The 3,027-nt window shown below is 53.1% G+C and carries 3 protein-coding genes; 1 reads left to right on the top strand and 2 read right to left on the bottom strand.

Annotated features, from left to right (window positions below; translation table 11 throughout):
• Window positions 1-278 precede the first annotated feature (278 nt).
• Together H6B10_RS13705 and H6B10_RS13700 are read right to left on the bottom strand one after the other, a co-directional pair.
• On the bottom strand, window positions 279-1,652 hold the full coding sequence (locus H6B10_RS13705) for a phage/plasmid primase, P4 family (protein ID WP_204652116.1): 1,374 nt from the start codon (window positions 1,650-1,652) through the stop codon (window positions 279-281).
• Window positions 1,627-2,247: a CHC2 zinc finger domain-containing protein gene (locus H6B10_RS13700; protein WP_204652115.1), complete on the bottom strand. Its 621-nt coding sequence runs from the start codon at window positions 2,245-2,247 to the stop codon at window positions 1,627-1,629. Before H6B10_RS13700 ends, H6B10_RS13705 begins: the two co-directional genes overlap by 26 nt.
• Window positions 2,248-2,482: 235 nt before the next feature.
• On the opposite strand from H6B10_RS13700, the gene H6B10_RS13695 reads away from it, so the two are divergent.
• A partial coding sequence (locus H6B10_RS13695; RefSeq protein ID WP_204652114.1) for a helix-turn-helix domain-containing protein occupies window positions 2,483-3,027 on the top strand: 545 nt, incomplete at its 3' end.

Raw genomic sequence — 3,027 nt, 5'->3', positions numbered from 1 at the left:
CGGGGCTTTTCACCGTTCGGATTGTATTGTCACGAAATGGTACAATCTGTACGCCATTCCGTGAGTCGCTCTTTTGTGAACAGTGTGCGGATAATAGAGAGATATTTCGCCGTTTTGTGATTGCTTCAAAATATGCCTGCAAAATCACCGTTTTTCCTTGACTGTTTAGCCGCGGACAAAATGTCCATGGCTACTTTAATCACATGAAGCATTCCTGCAATATATGAGGTAACAGGGTGAATCGCTGTGTACATACGTACCGGCGACCAGAGTGGAAATCAATCCCGCCAGTCTTCCGGTACGTACGTACACTGTGAAGCGTCCGTAAACTCGTTTATATGCGGTCTTGCCACTGCCTCGATCCCCATAAAGCCCCATACCCGGCGTCCTGCCGAATTGGTAATCGTGTTGCAGTGTTCCAGATTGTACTTGCCGCAGGCTGCCACCAGCGCATCGCTGAAACTGCGGCGTTTGAGTGCAGTCAGACTATTTTCTTCGCACCACATCCGGTAAATGTCGTAGCAATCCTTTGAACTGATAGACGCATCGGCTTTCAGCCGGATATAGCCCTCGGATTCCAGAAAGTCAAACACATTGTTGTTGTCCCGCTTGACGGCCTCCCGGTTCTCTCTTGTGCGCTGGCTCTCGGTGAACTTGAAGCTGTTGGCCACCAGCCGCTGCAATCCCGCAAAAGCCCAGAGGAAGATACCCTCAATCTCCGCTTTCATTTTCTCGGCCAGGTCGGAATCGTCCACGCGGTCAGCAGGTTTCTCTTTGGTGGTCAGCACCAGCTGTCGCCGGTAAAAGCCGTCGCTGCGGTCAAAGAGAGCCTGCAAGTCGCCGTTGCTGAATGCCAACAGCCGGGCGCACATCCATCCCTGATAACTCTGTTTGCCCTTGCGTTCCAAGTCCATCTTGCCCTGGGCGGTGACAATGGATTTGACGTAGTTGGTCTGGCGCAGCGCCTCCATCCGCATATCATCATCGACACACAGCAGAATGTGTTCCAGATCAGCGCGGGCAAAACGGTTCTCGGAAATTTTGCCGATGCTGCCGTCCTTCATGTTGCTGCCGAACAGGGCGGACAGCACCGCGCCGATCTGGCTCTTACCCTCGCCGCCATTGCCCTTAATGACCATCATGCGCTGTCCCTTGTTGCTGGGGATCAGGCAGTAGCCGATATATTCCTGCAAAGTGGGAATGTCCTCCGGGTAAAGAAGCCCATCCAGAAAAGCCAGCCAGCGGGTCGGCGTGGGCGCATCGGGATTATAGGCCACCGGCAGGCGGCAACGCACGATGTCCGGTTTTCCCTCCGTAAAGGAGCCATCCAGAAACAACGTGCCGTTTGCCAGATGAATGCGGTCAGCCTCCGGCGGGAAATCCTCTACCAGCGCCGCCAGCTTCATCAGCTCCACGATATTGCTGATTTTGCGGGGGATATTGCTGACCGCGCAGCATTTCAGTTCCTCAAAAATTTCTCCACGCAGTGGCAGCTCATCGGTCACGCGGCCATCAGGCGTGAAAAAAGCCCTGTTTGTGTAGATGATTTTGTGTCTGCCGAGAAAATCATCACAAAACAGGGCTTCATTGATACTCTTGCCGTCAAACCAGATGGGCTGGTTGGCCTCACGCGATTGCTCGTTCTTCGCCACGGTGCTGCACCTCCTTTTCCAGACGTCCGAGCCGCTGCTCCAGCGCGGTGATAGTGCCGTCCTTCAGCAGCATATCCACCGCTTTCACACGCTGCTTCAGTTCCGCAAACATGAGAACGTCCAACAAATCATTTACATACTCGATCATATGACAGGCTTCCACAAAGCGGTCATCCAGTTCATCCTCCGGCGATTGCGGGGCATATTCGACCTTCCAGCGTTCCAGCAGATGCAGATAATCGCAGAGCACCCGCTGGCAGTGTATCTCATCGTTGCGGAAAGCCCGCGCCAGCGGATAGGGCTTTTTCAAAGCCATCGCTGCCGGGGGCTTGTCCGGGTCGATGCCAAAGTCATAGGCCAGCTTCTTTGCGGCCTCGTAGCTGCTCAGGCCAAATAGCCGTGCCACAAAGTCAATCACGTCCCCGGTGGCCCCGCAGCCAAAGCAGTAGAAATAATCCCTGTTCAGCTTCATGCTGGGGTGCCGGTCATCGTGGAAGGGACAGCAGATCATGTCGCCCCGGTTGACCTTGCAGCCGTAGTGCTCGGCGGCCTGCTTCACAGTGACAGCAGATTTTACAGTTTCAAACAAATTCATAGGCTTTGCCCTCCATCATTTATTGACGGTATCTGCCCGTCTGCCTGAATATACGGGGAAAAAGCCTATAGACCGAAAAATCCGTTAAAAGTGCAAGAAATGAAAAATCGCCACCCTGAAATCTTGCAAAAATGCAAGACATCAGAGCGGCGAGACCAGCGGAAAGCATTTGCCCACGCTGGTTTTATAAGGTATAATGAAAGCAGAGAGTTTACAGGAAAGAGGTGTGTGTCACATGGAGGGAGCCTATCTGCCCGGCAATATCCGGCAGCGGATGCAGGAGCTTATGAAGGAACATAAAATTACCCAGGCACAGCTGGCGACCCGCATCGGCAGCACCGAAAGCGCCATCAGCCGGTTTGTGAGCGGTAAGACCGATAAAATCAGCACAGAACATTTGCTCCGTATTGCGAAAGTGTTTGAAGTCTCCACAGATTTCCTGCTGGGGGAAGTCAATACACCCGACCGGACAAATTTTGATATTGAAGAACTGGGCCTGTCGGTGCAGGCGGCACGGAATCTGTACACCGGGAAAGCCAATGCTGAAATTGTCAACCGCCTGTTGGAAAGCCCGCGTTTTGCAGAAGTTACCTACATGATCGAGCAATATTTTGACGATACGCTGGCTGCTGGTTTCGCCGGACAGAATCAAATGCTTACCACCCTCAGCGCCATGCTGCGCCGGAACAATAAAACAGACGCTGCGGTGCAGGCTGCCAGAACTGTCAACCGGCAGAAAGTCCCTGTATATCAGGCAGACCTGACGATGATACAGAACAC

It is taken from the genome of Gemmiger formicilis (assembly GCF_016901605.1).
Lineage (GTDB): Bacteria > Bacillota > Clostridia > Oscillospirales > Ruminococcaceae > Gemmiger > Gemmiger formicilis_B.
This window is presented reverse-complemented; position numbering and strand designations above follow the sequence as displayed.

Bases quoted from the DNA above. Each gene is read 5' to 3' on its own strand.
- H6B10_RS13700 (WP_204652115.1), bottom strand. From the start codon at position 2,247: ATGAATTTGTTTGAAACTGTAAAATCTGCTGTCACTGTGAAGCAGGCC.